General features: G+C 52.4%; 13 protein-coding genes. 9 read left to right on the top strand and 4 right to left on the bottom strand.

What is annotated here, in order from left to right:
• Positions 1 to 277: 277 nt before the first annotated feature.
• The 7 genes from DBY90_RS01860 (at position 278) to DBY90_RS01825 (ending at position 7,074) form a co-directional block, all read left to right on the top strand.
• Positions 278 to 961, top strand: coding sequence for a DedA family protein (locus DBY90_RS01860; protein WP_060974965.1), 684 nt, complete (start codon positions 278 to 280; stop codon positions 959 to 961).
• Positions 962 to 1,407: 446 nt separating this feature from the next.
• Positions 1,408 to 2,400, top strand: a complete 993-nt coding sequence (locus DBY90_RS01850) for an asparaginase (RefSeq protein ID WP_070492079.1) — start codon at positions 1,408 to 1,410, stop codon at positions 2,398 to 2,400.
• A gap of 7 nt (positions 2,401 to 2,407) precedes the next feature.
• A complete protein-coding gene (locus DBY90_RS01845) occupies positions 2,408 to 3,199 on the top strand; it encodes a TatD family hydrolase (protein ID WP_070492045.1) in 792 nt (263 codons plus the stop codon).
• Positions 3,200 to 3,349: 150 nt separating this feature from the next.
• The gene (gene thiL / locus DBY90_RS01840; RefSeq protein WP_070492042.1) at positions 3,350 to 4,306 is read left to right on the top strand and encodes a thiamine-phosphate kinase; all 957 of its coding nucleotides are present in this window, start codon (positions 3,350 to 3,352) and stop codon (positions 4,304 to 4,306) included.
• The gene (locus tag DBY90_RS01835) at positions 4,299 to 4,787 is read left to right on the top strand and encodes a phosphatidylglycerophosphatase A family protein (RefSeq protein WP_045075013.1); all 489 of its coding nucleotides are present in this window, start codon (positions 4,299 to 4,301) and stop codon (positions 4,785 to 4,787) included. The genes thiL and DBY90_RS01835 overlap by 8 nt, the downstream gene beginning before the upstream one ends.
• Before the next feature lie 103 nt (positions 4,788 to 4,890).
• Complete coding sequence (gene apaG / locus DBY90_RS01830) at positions 4,891 to 5,259, top strand: Co2+/Mg2+ efflux protein ApaG (RefSeq protein WP_003743457.1); 369 nt, start codon at positions 4,891 to 4,893, stop codon at positions 5,257 to 5,259.
• Between the two features lie 423 nt (positions 5,260 to 5,682).
• Positions 5,683 to 7,074 carry an alanine/glycine:cation symporter family protein gene (locus DBY90_RS01825; RefSeq protein ID WP_070492039.1) on the top strand — a complete coding sequence of 464 codons (1,392 nt, stop codon included), beginning with the start codon at positions 5,683 to 5,685 and terminating at the stop codon, positions 7,072 to 7,074.
• 73 nt (positions 7,075 to 7,147) lie between these two features.
• Here the strand turns inward: DBY90_RS01825 and DBY90_RS01820 are convergent, their stop codons facing one another.
• Both DBY90_RS01820 and DBY90_RS01815 read right to left on the bottom strand, forming a co-directional pair.
• Entirely contained in the window at positions 7,148 to 8,647 is a 1,500-nt protein-coding gene (locus tag DBY90_RS01820; protein WP_070492036.1) for a subtype B tannase, read from the bottom strand.
• Positions 8,648 to 8,765: 118 nt separating this feature from the next.
• A complete protein-coding gene (locus tag DBY90_RS01815; RefSeq protein ID WP_070492034.1) occupies positions 8,766 to 9,560 on the bottom strand; it encodes a formate/nitrite transporter family protein in 795 nt (264 codons plus the stop codon).
• A 346-nt stretch (positions 9,561 to 9,906) separates the two neighbouring features.
• On the opposite strand from DBY90_RS01815, the gene DBY90_RS01810 reads away from it, so the two are divergent.
• Entirely contained in the window at positions 9,907 to 10,431 is a 525-nt protein-coding gene (locus DBY90_RS01810; RefSeq protein ID WP_003743450.1) for an RNA pyrophosphohydrolase, read from the top strand.
• Between the two features lie 69 nt (positions 10,432 to 10,500).
• On the top strand, positions 10,501 to 12,486 hold the full coding sequence (gene parE / locus DBY90_RS01805) for a DNA topoisomerase IV subunit B (protein WP_070492031.1): 1,986 nt from the start codon (positions 10,501 to 10,503) through the stop codon (positions 12,484 to 12,486).
• 255 nt (positions 12,487 to 12,741) lie between these two features.
• Here parE and DBY90_RS01800 read toward each other — a convergent pair whose 3' ends face one another.
• Positions 12,742 to 13,380 carry an alpha/beta hydrolase gene (locus DBY90_RS01800; RefSeq protein ID WP_070492028.1) on the bottom strand — a complete coding sequence of 213 codons (639 nt, stop codon included), beginning with the start codon at positions 13,378 to 13,380 and terminating at the stop codon, positions 12,742 to 12,744.
• A 113-nt stretch (positions 13,381 to 13,493) separates the two neighbouring features.
• The gene (locus DBY90_RS01795) at positions 13,494 to 14,495 is read right to left on the bottom strand and encodes a TraB/GumN family protein (RefSeq protein ID WP_107986483.1); all 1,002 of its coding nucleotides are present in this window, start codon (positions 14,493 to 14,495) and stop codon (positions 13,494 to 13,496) included.
• Positions 14,496 to 14,579 lie beyond the last annotated feature (84 nt).

Below are 14,579 nucleotides of genomic sequence, written 5' to 3'. Positions count from 1 at the left end.
CTTGGAACTGCCGTCGTTTCCACGCAAGCGGGAACGGCGGTACAGTGGATTGATTTTAAATCAGGGCAAGGCGGGGGAACGCCATGCCGGTTTAAGGTTAATCCATTGTGATTGTGTTTTTTAGGATTCGAGGTCGTCTGAAACACATCAATTCATATTGTTCACACCTATTTTCATAACCTTCCTTGTTATTTCTTTCAGACGACCCTATCTTTGGTAAAATACGACATTCAGTTCAAATGAATTTCCCCTCCACATTACAACCGACGGATACGCCATGTTTGCCTTTTTAGAAGCCTTTTTTGTCCAATACGGCTACGCAGCCGTGTTTTTCGTTTTGGTCATCTGCGGCTTTGGCGTACCGATTCCTGAAGATTTGACGCTGGTGACAGGCGGTGTGATTTCCGGCTTGGGGTACACCAATTCGCATTGGATGGTTGTCGTCGGTATGCTCGGCGTGTTGGCGGGCGACGGATTTATGTTTGTCGCCGGACGCGTGTGGGGGCAGAAAATTCTCAAGTTCAAACCCATTGCCCGCGTGATGACGCCAAAGCGTTACGCGCAGGTGCAGGAGAAATTCGACAAATACGGCAACTGGGTATTGTTCGTCGCCCGCTTCCTGCCCGGTTTGCGTACCGCCGTTTTCGTGACTGCGGGCATCAGCCGCAAAGTTTCCTATACCCGTTTCATTCTGATGGACGGGCTTGCCGCATTGATTTCCGTGCCGGTTTGGATTTATTTGGGCGAATACGGTGCGAACAACATCGATTGGCTGATGGCAAAAATGCACAGCCTACAATCCGGCATCTTTACTGTTTTGGGTATATTGGCAGTAGCGTTGGCATGGTTCTGGTGGAAAAAACGCCAGCGCCTCCAGTTCTACCGTACCAAATTGAGCGAAAAGCGGGCTCAGCGCAAAGCCGCCAAGGCAGCCAAAAAAGCCGCGCAAAGCGAACAATAAAATCAAGTCCCCTGACAAGGTTGCCGATATTCAATAGTTTCCGTGTTTTTTATCCAAAGCGGTATCTCCTGCGTTGGAAATTTTCGCAAGGTCTCTAACCTTGTTGCGGTTTTCGTCTTGAATCTCACGCTTCGTGAATATAGTGGATTAACAAAAATCATGACAAGGCGACGAAGCCGCAGACAGTACAAATAGTACGGAACCGATTCACTTGGTGCTTCAGCACCTTAGAGAATCGTTCTCTTTGAGCTAAGGCGAGGCAACGCCGTACTGGTTTAAAGTTAATCCACTATAAGAATCCACTTGGAAAATTAAATATCGGCAGCCCTTGGGTGCTTTTTCATTTCAAGGTCGTCTGAAAACCGTCCGCGCCGCCAAATTGCCAGCCTGTCCGAAATATAGTTAAATAAGCCGCATCATTATTTTCAGACGACCCGATGATGCCCATGAAACAAAAAATCTTCGTCCTCTACACAGGCGGCACCATAGGCATGACCCAAAGCAGCGAAGGTCTGCGCCCCGATACCGCGCTGGTCAGCCAAGCCCTTTCCCCCTTTTCAGACGACCTCGACTTCGAGTGGCACGTCTGCAATCCTTTGATTGATTCCTCCTCCGTCACTCTGCAACACTGGCGCGACTGGCTGGACATCATCGCCGCCAAACTGCCTTCCTGCGACGGCATCCTGATACTGCACGGCACAGACAGCATGGCGTACACCGCCAACCTTCTCGCGCTCGCCCTGCAAGGTTTGGGTAAACCGATCGTCCTGACCGGCTCCCAATGGCCCTACGCCGCCAAAAACAGCGATGCCCCACGCAACCTCTCCACCGCCGTTGCCGCCTTCAGCCTCAAGCTCAAACAAACCGTCATCGCCTTTGACGGCAAACTGTATCCCGCCGTCGGCAGCAGCAAAGTCAGCACCGAAACCGCCGCAGGCTTCGACAATCCGCATTTCGGCGCTATCGCCGAATGGGATGAAACCCAAGGCTGGCACAATCTTCGCATCCCGTCCCAAGACGCGGCGGATGTTTCAGACGACCTTAAAATCCGTTATCCCGACCCGCAGGCAAAAATCGCCGTCCGCACGCTTATCCCCGGCTTTGCCGTCCAAGAGCTTGCGGACGGACTCGGACAGCTTCCCGCCCAAGCCCTTATCCTGCAAAGCTACGGACACGGCAACACACCCGCAGACGAAGGCTTTATCCGCGCCGTGCAAGACTTCACGCAGCAAGGCAAACTGCTGCTCAACATCAGCCAAGTCCAACAAGGCAGAACCGCCGCCGTTTACGCACAAGGCAACGCGTTCCGCAACTCGGGCATCATCAACGGCGGCAAATGCAACCTCGAAACCGCCACCGCGCTGATGACCCTCGCCGTATCGCAAGGCTGGGGTGCGGAAGATGTAGAAAAAGAGTTGGTAAGACTGCAATTATTGTGAAATCGAAATGAACCTGACCGACACCCATTGCCACCTTGCCGATCCCGCCTTACGTGAAAACCTGCCACACGTTTTGACCGCCGCGCGGGAGGCAGGAGTAGGGCGGTTTATCGTTCCCGCGACTCGGCCGCAGGATTGGCAGGACGTGGCGGATTTGGCGGAAAGGTCGTCTGAAAACCCGCTTTTAGGCAATATCCATATCGCGCTCGGCATCCATCCTTGGTTTTCAGACGACGTTTTTGAACCGAATTTCCAGAGTTTGGAACAAGCATTGAAAGCGCGTCCGACGGCATGGGTCGGCGAAATCGGTTTGGATTTTTACGACAAAACCCAAACGCAACGACAGCGCGAACGGCAAATCCAAGTTTTCAGCCGCCAGCTTGTCATCGCGCAAACCCTGCGCCGCCGCGTGATTATCCATAATCTAAAAACCACCGCCGACATCGCCGCCGCCGTCAAACAGACAGGTTTTACCCAAAGCGGCATCGTTCACGCCTTTTCAGGCAGCGCGGAAGAAGCGCGCGTGTTGACGAAACTGGGTTTCAAAATCGGCATCGGTTCGCTGTTGCTCAACCCGAACGCACGGAAAATACGCGAAACCCTCAAAACCTTAAATGACACTGATTTCGTCTTGGAAACCGACAGCCCGTTTATGCTGAAAAACGAAATCAACACGCCCGCCAACATCCGCCAAATCGCCGCTGTTGCCGCTGAAATTCGCGGTGTTACCTTTGAAGAGATAGCCGAAGCGACCGAGCGGAATGTGGAAATGTTGCTGGCAGCAGAAAAGGTCGTCTGAAAACATCCCGTCTTATCGGAATCCTGTTTTCATACGACCTTTGGTTGCGAATCCTGGTGATAACGCAATGAACATCGCTATTTATAAAAGGGATGTCTTGCCCTACGGTTTCCTGTAAGGTAAACGAGTTGACAATTTTTTACACTAAATATGACAGAATTTGACTTTATTAGACAGTTTTTGCAAAAACAGCAGGCGGAAGGTTTGGTGTTGGGTATCGGGGACGATGCAGCCATCATCCGTCCAAGTATAGGATTTGATTTGTGTTTTAGTTCCGATATGTTGATTAAGGGCAAACATTTTTTTTCAGATGTTTCTCCTGAAGATTTGGCATGGAAAATGCTAGCAGTTAACATATCCGATATGGCGGCGATGGGTGCCGTTCCAAAATGGGTTCTGCTCAGTGCGGGATTGCCCGATTTGGACGAAGAATGGCTGACGCGGTTTTGCGAAAGTTTTTTCTCGCTGGCACAACGTTTCGGCATCACGCTTATCGGCGGCGATACGACCAAAGGTGATTTGGTATTCAACATCACCATCGTCGGCGAACTTCCCCAAGGGCAAGCCCTGCGGCGCGATGCAGCGCAAGAGGGGGACGATATTTGGGTGTCCGGACAAATCGGTATGGCTGCGGCAGCATTAAACCATCGTCTGAAAAACTGCATCCTGCCGCCGGAAATCTTCGGACTTTGCGAAGATAAACTCCTCAGGCCGGATCCAAGAGTAGATTTAGGTTTGGCACTTTTGCCGCTTGCCCATGCCGCCCAAGATATTTCGGACGGGCTGGCGCAGGATTTGGGGCACATTTTGACAGCGTCGTCTTTGGGGGCGGAAATTTCGGCTGATGTATTGCCGGTTCCCGAAGAACTGAGAACATCGCTGCCTGAAGAGCAATGGACGGCTTTCGCCTTATCGGGCGGCGACGATTACGAATTGGTATTTACCGCTTCCGCAGACCGTCGCAGTGAAATCCTTGCCGCAGCAGCGCAATGCGGTGTGGCGGTAACGAGGATAGGGAAAACAAACAACTCAGGCCGTCTGAAAATAAAGGATAAAAAAGGCGGCGAATTATTGCTTACTTCACGGGGGTTCGATCATTTTGGCTGAATTTAAACCTACTTTTACATGGCTCAAAGAGCGTCCTTTATGCTTCTTGGGCTTTGGTTTCGGCAGCGGTCTTTCTCCCGTTGCGCCGGGAACGGCCGGTACTTTGGCTGCTTTGCCTTTGGCATTTGTCCTTCATTTGATCGGAATCGGCGGCTGGGTTTTGGCATTGTTGTGTATCGCCATGTTTGTTTGGGGAATCCGCATTTGCGGTTATACCGAAAAAGAACTGGGCATACAGGATTACGGAGGTATCGTTTGGGATGAAATCGTAGCAATGATTTTGGTTTTGTCTTTCGTGCCTTTCCGGTGGAGCTGGTGGCTTGCGGCTTTTATCGTGTTCCGATTGTTCGACATGCTCAAGCCTTGGCCGATTAAATGGTTCGACAGCCGCATCCACGGCGGACTGGGCATTATGCTTGACGACCTGATCGCCGCACTGATGACCGGTCTGGTATTAGGGCTGGCATCTTGGATTTTTTAAACACACACAATTAAATATATGACTGCCGATAAAAAATATAAGGCAGGCACACTTTCACTCACGTTTAAATAAAAATAGAACCGCATCATCACGAGGAAGCAAAATGAATAATATAGAAATCAGTGTAAAGCCGCGTTATATCGCCGGACAAAGCGATGTTTATCGTGATCGCTATGCTTTTAATTATCAAATCACCATCTGCAACCGCAGCAATGAAGTTATCACATTGCGCCAGCGGTTTTGGGAAGTTACCGACGGGCACGGGGAAATCGGGCAGGTCGGACACGGCGGTTTGATCGAAGAGCAGCCTGTCCTGTATCCGGGTGAGGAATACGAGTACAACAGCGGCTCGCAAATCAGCACACCTTGGGGCAGTATCGAAGGCGCATACGAGTTTGAAGACAGTATCGGCGAGCGTTTTATCATCGGCGTGCCGAAGCTGGATTTCAAAGCAGGCTTTACCCTGCAATAAAATACCCGAAAACAATACAAAGCGGGAATTCAAGGTCGTCTGAAAGAAATAAGGGGCTTTCAGACGACCTTTTTTTGCCTGTTGGTTTAAATATTGAGTTGTTGTTTTTAACGGCAAGAAGGTCGTCTGAAATTTATCGTGAATCGAAATGGAAGGCTCTATCTTTTTAAGTTTGTACAGAGAGGAGGATAGGTATTTTAAGTCTATGATGTTTATTGGCTTTTTGTAATACTGAAATACAGATTTCCATTTGCGCAGACTGACGTCAGACGGGTATTTTTATTTTAATGTTCTCTGCATTGAGATCCGACGTGATGAGTTTAGATTTATGGAGAAAATAAGGGGCATATCATCAGACCGTTGCGTTTTTTAACGCTTTATGCTGAAATGACCACACACTAAAAACATGACGAGGAGGAAACCATGCAATTATTTTTGGAGAATTTAAAAGCGTTTTTTGAAACAGTCAGCGGCTGGGTCTGGGGACCTGTTATGCTGGTGTTGTTGGTCGGAACGGGCGTTTTGTTGACCGTTATGCTCAAAGGCCTGCAATTTTCTATGCTCGGTTACGCCCTCAAGCAGGCGTTTATGCCGCAGAAAACAACGGATGACGGAGAAGACCACGAAGGCGATATTTCCCATTTCGCAGCTTTGATGACCGCTCTGTCCGCCACCATCGGTACAGGCAACATTGCCGGTGTGGCGACCGCCGTAGTGACCGGCGGTCCGGGTGCGGTATTTTGGATGTGGATGACTGCCATTTTCGGTATGGCGACCAAATACGCCGAGGGCGTGTTGGCGGTGAAATACCGCGTGACCAACTCCAAAGGCGAGATGTCCGGCGGACCGATGTATTACATCGAAAAAGGCTTGGGCAAAAACTGGAAATGGATGGCGTTGGCGTTTGCTTTATTCGGTACATTCGCTTCGTTCGGTATCGGCAGTTCGGTACAGTCCAACTCGGTTGCGCAGGCCGTTCAGACGAGTTTCGGCGTAGAACCGGGCTATACCGGCATCGTCCTGACCATTTTGACTGCCATCGTCGTTTTGGGCGGTATTAAAGGTATCGCTAAAGCTGCTTCGTTTATCGTACCTGCGATGGCGGTGTTTTACGTTTTAGGCGGCATTGCCATTATTGCTGTAAATTCGGACTTACTGGCACCCGCTGTCAAGCTGATTTTCTCTGATGCGTTCAGCGCGCAGGCTGTGGCAGGCGGCGCAATCGGGACGGTGATCCGCTACGGCGTGGCGCGAGGCGTGTTTTCTAACGAGGCGGGTATGGGTTCCGCACCGATTGCCGCCGCGGCTGCGAAAACCGACCATCCCGTCCGTCAGGCATTGGTTTCTATGACCGGGACGTTTTTGGACACGATCGTCGTCTGCTCGATTACGGGAATTGTATTGGTGATGGGTTTGCTCGGTGAGGGCGGTGAGTTTGTCAAACCGGAATTGAGCGGCGCGGCGCTGACTACCGTTACTTTCCAAAAAATGCTGCCCGGTTTCGGCGGCTGGGTTGTTACCATCGGTTTGATTTTCTTTGCCTATTCGACCATTTTGGGCTGGTGTTACTACGGTGAGAAATGTGCGGCATATGTATTCGGCGAAAAATCTGCGAATCTCTACCGCGTTTTTTACGTCGCCTCGGTCATGCTGGGAACAGTCTTGAGCCTTGATTTGGTATGGCTTGCTTCTGATACGTTCAACGGATTGATGGCCTTGCCCAACTTAATTGCCCTCTTACTGATGGCGAAAGTAATTGTCAGAGAAACGCAGGATTTCAAACAGAAAATCCGCAGCGGCGAATTGCCTCATTAATTTGAATGAAACAAAAGGTCGTCTGAAAACCAAGATTCAGGTTTCAGACGACCTTTTTATTATCGGGTTAGCGTTATTTCTCAGGGCTGCGGCTGACTTGCTTCATCCAGGCAAACAGTTCGTCCAAGTCATAATCGCCGCCGTGTCCGACATCCCAAGGCAGGGCGTAATCGACGGTGTAGCCGTTGTTTTGCAGCTTGGCGGCTAATATGGCGGAGACTGCCAACGAGGTGTCGCGGTCGTTGGTGCCGACGCGGATGCGCCAGTTTTGCGGCAGGTTCGCGCCCGGTTTGCCGATGTAGTTGAGCGGGTTCATGATTTTGACGGTTTCTTCGTCCGCGATTTCGGCGTTGGCGGCGATGTTGTTTTGCATGGAGAACGCGGTGAAGTGCCGCTTATCGACAGTATTGTTGCCGAAAAGCTGGTTTTCGCCCGCGCTCAAATCTACGCCATCAAAGGCGGGCGGTGTTTTTTGGCGGCCGGCGGCTTTGGCGTAGGCATCGAAATCGACGGAGACGACTTTGCCGTTGCGGACGGTCAGCCAAGCGCGGTCGCTCAAGTCTTTGCCCGCATCAAGCTGGATTTGGGCGGATTGGGCGAGCAGGCCGGCAATATGGTTTTTAAAGCTGCCGTTGCCTTGGGCATCCAGAGTCAGGGGTTTGCCTTCGGGAGATTTCAGGTTCAGGCTGTTGAGATAGGCGGGGTACAGCGGTTTGAGGAGGTCGGACAGTTTTTTCTCGTCGTCGGTCAGTGTGCCGGCGACCAGCTCGCGTTTGACGCGGTAGTCGAGCATGGAAATATTCATTTTTTTGTAGTCGTTAACGCCGTTGAATTGCCATTCGTAAGCCATGTCGGCATGATCCAAATCGGTAATCGGGCAGTAGGCGGATACGGCGAAAACTTTGTCGCTGCCTTCCGCTGCGCCTAAGGCTTTGAGGTGGTTTTCGTAATCTTTTTGATCGGCTGTTGCGCCTAAGAGTGCGGACATCGCGCCGCCCGCGCTTGTTCCGTTGGAAATGATTTTTTCGGCATCGCCGGGTATGGCTTTGTCGTTGGCTTTCAGATAGCGGACGGCGGCTTTCAAATCAACGATCGCGGCAGGTGCTTTGCCGGTAGATTCCGTTCTGCCGCGTGCGCCCGGGGAGGCGACGACATAGCCTTTGGAAAGGGCGGTCAGAGCAGCGTTCGGCGATTTTTGACCGTCTTCGGGCTCGCCGCGTTTGCCTTCTAAAGCAGGCTTGCCCGGTTCGGCAGGCATATAGCCGCCGATTTGGTTGGGCAGGAAAATCGGTGCGGTTTCGGCGGTAAAGCCGTCTATCTCACCGCCGTTGTAATAGGCTTCGGGGACGTAAATATTGATGATTTCGTAGCGGGTATCGACAGGATTGCGGACGTAAACCACGTTTTCGTAAGCGCGGAATTTAACCGCCTGACCGTTCACTTCGATGCTTTGTTCGGTGTATTTCTGTTTGGAAAAGTCCAAGTCGTATGTTTTGGCGGTTTGGACGTTGGCGCAGGCGTTTAAGCCCAGCGCGACGGAAACGGATAACAGTGTTTTGTTCAGCGTATTCATGGTGTACTTTCTGAAAGGGTAACGGAGCGATGATAGCTAAGACAAAGGTCGTCTGAAAACGTTTTATCCTGTTTTCAGACGACCTTTGCACTTCTAAACCTTTTCAATACCAATCTATTCAAGACTCGGCGCAATCTTTCAGCGTATCTTTATAAGTATAAAGGTACGACGCGCCGACAAATGATGCCCCGCCAAAGGTATTTCCTAAAAATACAGGAATCATGTTGAAGAAAAATTGCCCCCATGTAATGTCTGCGCCCGCCAAAATACCGGCGGGGATGATGAACATATTGGCGACAAGGTGTTGGAAGCCGTTTAACACGAAAATCATGACGGGAAACCAAATCGCCAACATCCGCCCCGCCGTATGCTTGGCGGCAAAGTGCAGCCACGCGCCCATACACACCATCCAGTTACACGCGACCGCCGAGACGAAAGCTCTACCGAAATCCATGTGGACTTTGGCTTCCGCCACCGCAATCGTTTTTTCCGCCACGCTGCCTTCAGTCATGCCGACATAGTGTCCGAGGAAAAACGCCATCGCCAGCGTTCCCGCCAAATTGCCCAGACACACGACGACCCAGTTGCGCAGCAGCATTTTTGTGGAAATCCGCCCTGCCAAACGCCCCAAAGACATAATCATCATATTGCTCGTTACCAGCTCGCCGCCGCCGAGCAGGATGCAGATCAAGGCGATGGGGAACATCGATGCGCCGAGCAAAGTCGCCAAGCCGCCCCATTCGTGCGGAATGCCGCTGACCACTTTCAAATAGGCAAGATAACCGAAGCCGATGTATCCGCCCGCCAAAACACTCAAAACTGCCAGCGTGGAAACGCTGGATTGTGCCTTGGCACAGCTTTTATCGAGGACGACCTGTAAAATTTCCTGTGGGTATAAATCGCGCGAAGCCATGATTTTCCTTAAAGTGGATTGAGGTGGGAACGCCGTTTCTGAAGACGGCAAAACTGTCGCGGTAGGGCAGTGTCGAGGGATGCCGGTGTACGGTCTTATCAGGTAAAAAACAATAGTGTATTAAACCTAAAATGCGGCCGCGTTGCCTTGCTTTGGCTCAAAAGAAAGATTATTACATGAGGGGTAATTGAGATAAGGCGGGAAGTATATATGTTTCAGATACGTTTGAAGGAACCTGCCGTATCTGGTTTCAAATGCCCGCCGATACGGTCTCCCGATTTGTCAAACCCGCCCGATTTATGGGAAAATCGCATGATTTAATTTTAATTTAACGAAGGGCGACACCGTGTTAGACAGAGAAGGCTATCGCCCCAATGTCGGTATCATCTTAATCAACAACCGCAATGAAGTCTTTTGGGGCAAGCGTGTGCGCGAACATTCGTGGCAGTTCCCGCAAGGCGGCATCAAGCCGGGCGAAAGCCCCGAAACCGCCATGTACCGCGAGCTGTACGAAGAAGTCGGGCTGCTGCCGCAACACATCAAAATCGTCGGCAGAACGCGCGACTGGCTGCGTTACGACGTGCCGAGCCATTGGGTACGCCGCGAATGGCGCGGTTCGTATCGCGGGCAGAAGCAGATTTGGTATCTTTTGCGGCTGGTCGGGCGCGACAGCGACATCAATCTACGTGCCTGCCACCATCCCGAGTTTGACGGCTGGCGTTGGCACCAATATTGGGCTCCCGTTGACGAAGTGATTGATTTTAAACGCGACGTTTACTTGGGGGCATTGAAAGAACTCTCCTCCCGCTTCCTGCGCGGCATGGAAAGCTACGAAGACTTTACCGCGCGCCTGCCTTTTGACAACCGATAAAACAACGAAACGCAACGCTTTCAGGTCGTCTGAAAGCGTTGTTCTTCCTTTCAGACGACCTCTTCCCCTATGACTAAAAACAACCAATACAGCGAATCCAGCATCACCGTCCTCAAAGGCTTGGAGCCGGTCAAAGAACGTCCCGGCATGTACACCCGCACCGACAGCCCGACCCACATCTGCCAAGAAGTCATCGACAACGCGGCGGACGAGGCGTTGGGCGGTTTCGCCACTGAAATCGACGTGCGCATCCACGACGACGGTTCGCTTTCCGTACACGACAACGGACGCGGCATTCCCGTCGGGCTGCACCCTGTCGAAGGCGTACCCGTGGTCGAACTCGTGTTTACCCGTCTGCACGCGGGCGGCAAGTTCAACAAAAAAGACGGCGGCAGCGCGTATGCCTTTTCAGGCGGCCTGCACGGCGTGGGTGTGTCCGTGACCAACGCCCTCTCCACCCGCCTCGAAGTAACCGTCAAACGCGAAGGCAAAATCCACCGCATCGTGTTTGCCGGCGGCGACGTGGTCGAACCGTTGGCGGAAGTGGGCAAATGCGCCGTCAAAGATAGCGGCACCGAAGTGCGCGTCTGGCCGGACGGCAAATATTTTGAAAGTCCGAATTACAGCATCCCCGAACTCGAACGCCTGCTGCGCGCCAAAGCCGTGCTGCTGCCGGGCGTGCGCGTTTCCCTGACCCGTCCGGTCAAAGGCGAAGACGAAGCGCACACCCAAACCTGGCACTACCCCGACGGTCTGAAAAGCTATCTGACCGACCTGATTGCCGACGCGCAGGAAGCCGTACCGCTGTTCTCCTGCGAAAACTACATTTCAGACGACCACAACGGCGATTTCAGCATCGGCGAAGGCGCAGCGTTTGCCCTGACCTGGCTGGAAGAAGGTTCGTGCGCCAACGAAAGCTACGTCAACCTCATTCCCACCCCGCTGGGCGGCACGCACGAAGCAGGCTTGAAACAAGCCGTGTTCAACGCCGTCAACAATTTCATCAATCTGCACAACCTCCTACCGCGCGGCGTAAAAGTGCAAAGCGACGACGTGTTCAGCAAAACCGCTTTCGTCCTCTCCGCCCGCGTTCTCGACCCGCAATTCCAAGGCCAGACCAAAGACAAACTGACCAACCGCGACGCGCTGAAACTCGTCGCTGCCGTATCGGGCGACCCTTTGGAGTTGTGGCTGAACCAAAACGTGGACTTCGGCAAAAAAATCGCCGAACTTGCCATCCGTCAGGCACAGGCGCGGATGCGTTCGGTTAAAAAAATCGAAAAGAAAAAAGGCAGCGGCGTCGCCGTCCTGCCCGGCAAACTGACCGACTGCGAAAGCGAAGACATCCGCGAAAACGAACTCTTCCTCGTTGAAGGCGACTCCGCCGGCGGCTCCGCCAAACTCGCCCGCGACAAAGCCACCCAAGCCATCCTGCCCCTGCGCGGCAAAGTGCTCAACAGCTTCGAAGTCCACCCCGACCAGCTCTTCGGCAACGCCGAAATCCACGACATTTCCGTCGCCATCGGCGTCGATCCGCACGGCATCAACGACAATCCCGACTTAAGCGGCCTGCGCTACGGCAAAATCGCTATTCTGTCTGATGCCGACGTGGACGGCTCGCATATTCAAGTTTTGCTGCTGACCCTGTTCTACCGCCACTTCCCGAAACTGGTCGCCGACGGACACATCTACGTCGCCCAGCCGCCGCTGTTCCGCGTCGATGTCAACGCACAAGGCAAAAGCAAACCCGCTCGCAAATTCTACGCCCTCGACCAAAACGAACTCGACAGTATTTTAGAACGGCTGCAAAAAGAAGGTGTCAAAGAAACCGCCTATTCCATCAGCCGTTTCAAAGGTTTGGGCGAGATGAACCCCGACCAGCTCAAAGACACCACCATGCACCCCGACACCCGCCGCCTGTTGCAGGTGCAAATCCCCGAAGGCGCGGATGACGAAACACGCAACATCTTCGTCAAACTGATGGGCAAAGGCGAAGCCGCCGCCCGCCGCACATGGATGGAACGAGAAGGCGATACGGCTCAATTGGATATTTAACGCCGTTGGTTTGAAAAGCAAAAAGGTCGTCTGAAAACGGATTTGGGTTTTAGACGACCTTTTCTCAATTATCTTTAGATTGTTTGATGGAAAGAACGACTGCTTGCAGGAGACCTATATTTGTGCGGCAGCAGGCAGGGTCCAGGTAAATGGAGAAAAGGCATCAAACCCTGAAAAACGATACCCTGAGTGGAGGCTGTATATTGGAAACGTCGTCTGAAAATGTTCAGACGACGTTTTTATATGGGAATCTGCTTAACCCAAAACCGATGGGACGAAGCGGGCGATGGTATCGCGCAGGACGATGAGTTTGCCGTGGAAGAAGTGGGATGAGCCGGCGATGGTGATGACGGGCAAACCTTGCGGTTCCGCCCATGTCCAAGCCTTGCTGATTTCAACGACTTCGTCCTCCGCGCCATGAATCATCAGTGTTTTGAATACATCGGGAACGGAGGCAGGCTCGGGGCGGTCGGTGTAGTGGTGTACTGCCGCGCCGATGAGCAGCAGTAAATCCGGCTCGCGCTCTTGGGCGGCGAAGGTGGCGACATAGCCGCCGAAGGAGAAGCCCGACAATGCGAACTGTTCGGCTTCGGGATGTTGCGCGCGGGCGTAGTCGATGACGGCGATGCAGTCTTGCGTTTCGCCGCGTCCGTAATCGTGTGTGCCTTCGCTGTTGCCCACACCGCGCAGGTTTGGCAGGTAACAGTGAAAACCGAGCTGAGATAAGGCTTTGGCGGCGGTTTGAATGACTTTGTTGGTGTTCGTGCCGCCTTGCAACGGATTGGGATGGTTGATGACTGCCACGCCGCGTGCAGGAGTTTGCGCGGCTGGAAGGTAGATGGTTTCGAGCAGCCCCGCGGGACCTGCGATTTGGATGATGTCGGGTTTTTGCATGGGAGGTTTCCTTAGGTAGTGGTGTTTGGGTATGGGAATATGTATTGCCTGCAAGAGGTCGTCTGAAAACTGGGGATTCGGGTTTCAGACGACCTTTTGTTGTGTGGTTTGTGTTACCACATCAATATCTTGGGCATGGGCGTTACTTTGTAACCGTCTTTGCGCAGCAATTCGATTAACCCTTGTTCGGACATCAGGTGCATGATGCCGACGGCGAACAGCGTGCTTTTTTCGGCGGATTGGGCTTTGATTTCAGGCAGCCATTTCAAATTGCGGCCGACCAATAAGTCGTTTTGAAACCAGTCCAGCATCAAAGGGGCAAGTTCGGGGTATTTTTTCAGGGATTGCTGTTCGTATTTTTTATGGGTATCGGCGAAACTGTCAAAGTTGCCGCTTTCGTAAAGACCGTACATTTCATGGGTTTGTTCGAGAAAGTCTTCGTTGTCGTCCGTGGTTGTTTTCAAAATACGGATGATGGTTTCTTCGGGAAAGGCGGAAAAATTTTCCGCTAATTGAGGCATGGTTTCGAGGAAGCGGCGCGGCTTGCCTGCTTTTTGCGCTGCCTCGGAAAGTAGCATATCCACGCCTGTCGTGGAGCTGTATTCGGCGGGGTAAACGCTTTGGGCAAATAGGAATGCCGCCCAAGGCTTCATCCCGTCGACAGCTTCCGCCAAGGGAGCGGTTTCGGGATTTATGCGGAAGGCTTCTTGCAGGGCTTGGAAAGCTTTATCGCCGAGCTTGGCTTTCAGGGATTTGGTGTCGGTGGCTTGGCTGAAAAACTGTTGGTATTGTTGTTGCGTTTCCGGATTTTCTTCCGGCAATAAGTCGACTTCCGTGGTCAGTTGTTCGACGGAGGCAAGCAGGTTTTCGGCTTCTTTCGATAGGACGGCTTCTTTTTTGCCGATGTGGATGGTGCCGGCAAGGTAAGAGTCGGGCTGACCTGCTTTACTGATTTTCCAAACGTTGCTGGACAGTTGCGGTACCGACCAGTCGACAGACGCAGCGGAGGCGGTTTTGATTTTTTCATCGGAAGCAGTATGTTCTGCTTCGGGTTGGCAGGCGGTCAGGGTAAGGAGGGTAAAGCCTGCGGCAAGGAGGGAAAGGAATGGGCGCATGAAATTTCCTCTGAAAGATGGGGCAACGGGATGATGTGCAATGTATAGTGGATTAACTTTAAACCAGTACGGCGTTGCCTCGCC

Source organism: Neisseria mucosa (genome assembly GCF_003044445.1).
GTDB lineage: Bacteria > Pseudomonadota > Gammaproteobacteria > Burkholderiales > Neisseriaceae > Neisseria > Neisseria mucosa_A.
The sequence above is the reverse complement of the archived record's forward strand: the minus strand, read 5'-3'. Positions and strand labels throughout refer to the sequence as shown.

What these genes read in the sequence shown, in the direction of transcription:
- DBY90_RS01825 (WP_070492039.1), top strand. Translation starts at nt 5,683, where the DNA reads ATGCAATTATTTTTGGAGAATTTAAAAGCGTTTTTTGAAACAGTCAGC.
- parE (WP_070492031.1), top strand. Translation starts at nt 10,501, where the DNA reads ATGACTAAAAACAACCAATACAGCGAATCCAGCATCACCGTCCTCAAA.
- DBY90_RS01800 (WP_070492028.1), bottom strand. Translation starts at nt 13,380, where the DNA reads ATGCAAAAACCCGACATCATCCAAATCGCAGGTCCCGCGGGGCTGCTC.
- DBY90_RS01860 (WP_060974965.1), top strand. Translation starts at nt 278, where the DNA reads ATGTTTGCCTTTTTAGAAGCCTTTTTTGTCCAATACGGCTACGCAGCC.
- apaG (WP_003743457.1), top strand. Translation starts at nt 4,891, where the DNA reads ATGAATAATATAGAAATCAGTGTAAAGCCGCGTTATATCGCCGGACAA.
- DBY90_RS01815 (WP_070492034.1), bottom strand. Translation starts at nt 9,560, where the DNA reads ATGGCTTCGCGCGATTTATACCCACAGGAAATTTTACAGGTCGTCCTC.
- DBY90_RS01850 (WP_070492079.1), top strand. Translation starts at nt 1,408, where the DNA reads ATGAAACAAAAAATCTTCGTCCTCTACACAGGCGGCACCATAGGCATG.
- DBY90_RS01845 (WP_070492045.1), top strand. Translation starts at nt 2,408, where the DNA reads ATGAACCTGACCGACACCCATTGCCACCTTGCCGATCCCGCCTTACGT.
- DBY90_RS01820 (WP_070492036.1), bottom strand. Translation starts at nt 8,647, where the DNA reads ATGAATACGCTGAACAAAACACTGTTATCCGTTTCCGTCGCGCTGGGC.
- thiL (WP_070492042.1), top strand. Translation starts at nt 3,350, where the DNA reads ATGACAGAATTTGACTTTATTAGACAGTTTTTGCAAAAACAGCAGGCG.
- DBY90_RS01795 (WP_107986483.1), bottom strand. Translation starts at nt 14,495, where the DNA reads ATGCGCCCATTCCTTTCCCTCCTTGCCGCAGGCTTTACCCTCCTTACC.